Genomic DNA, 884 nt, shown 5'->3' with positions numbered 1-884 from the left:
TTTAATTTACCCACAAAAAGAGTACATTTATCCCATTGTTAACAATTTTACGGAACACACATCATGGAGAAATTCCCCAAATCGTCCAAGCTGGACCACGTTTGCTACGACATCCGCGGCCCGGTTCATAAAAAAGCCCTGCAACTGGAAGAAGAAGGCAACAAAATCCTCAAGCTCAATATCGGCAACCCTGCCCCGTTCGGCTTTGAAGCGCCTGATGAAATCTTGGTTGACGTTATCCGCAACCTGCCCACTTCTCAAGGCTATTGCGACTCCAAAGGCCTTTACTCCGCACGCAAAGCCATCGTTCATTACTATCAAACCAAAGGTCTGCTCGACGTTACCGTCAACGACGTTTACATCGGCAACGGCGTGTCCGAGCTGATTACCATGTCCATGCAGGCATTGCTCAACGACGGCGATGAAATCCTGATTCCTGCGCCTGACTATCCACTGTGGACCGCTGCTGCAACACTGGCCGGCGGCAATGTGCGTCATTATTTGTGCGACGAAGAAAATGACTGGTTCCCAAATCTTGCCGATATGGAAGCCAAAATTACGCCGAAAACAAAAGCCATCGTCGTCATCAACCCCAACAACCCGACAGGCGCGGTGTACAGCAAAGAAATCCTGCTCGAAATCGCCGAATTAGCGCGCAAACACGGCCTGATTATTTTTGCCGACGAAATTTACGACAAAATCCTCTACGACGACGCTGTACACCACCATATCGCCGCCCTTGCTCCCGACTTGCTGACCATTACGTTTAACGGCCTCTCCAAAGCCTACCGCGTAGCCGGTTTCCGCCAAGGCTGGATGATACTCAACGGCCCGAAACATCATGCAAAAGGCTATATCGAAGGCTTGGACATGCTCTCGTCTAT

1 protein-coding gene is annotated in these 884 nt (G+C 50.1%); it reads left to right on the top strand.

Annotated features, from left to right (window positions below):
* Positions 1 to 63 precede the first annotated feature (63 nt).
* Positions 64 to 884 (top strand): pyridoxal phosphate-dependent aminotransferase (locus ACTHS3_RS15610; protein WP_440368456.1); only part of this gene is annotated, 821 nt, incomplete at its 3' end.

This window comes from Neisseria sp. P0009.S007, from assembly GCF_051962515.1.
This window is presented reverse-complemented; position numbering and strand designations above follow the sequence as displayed.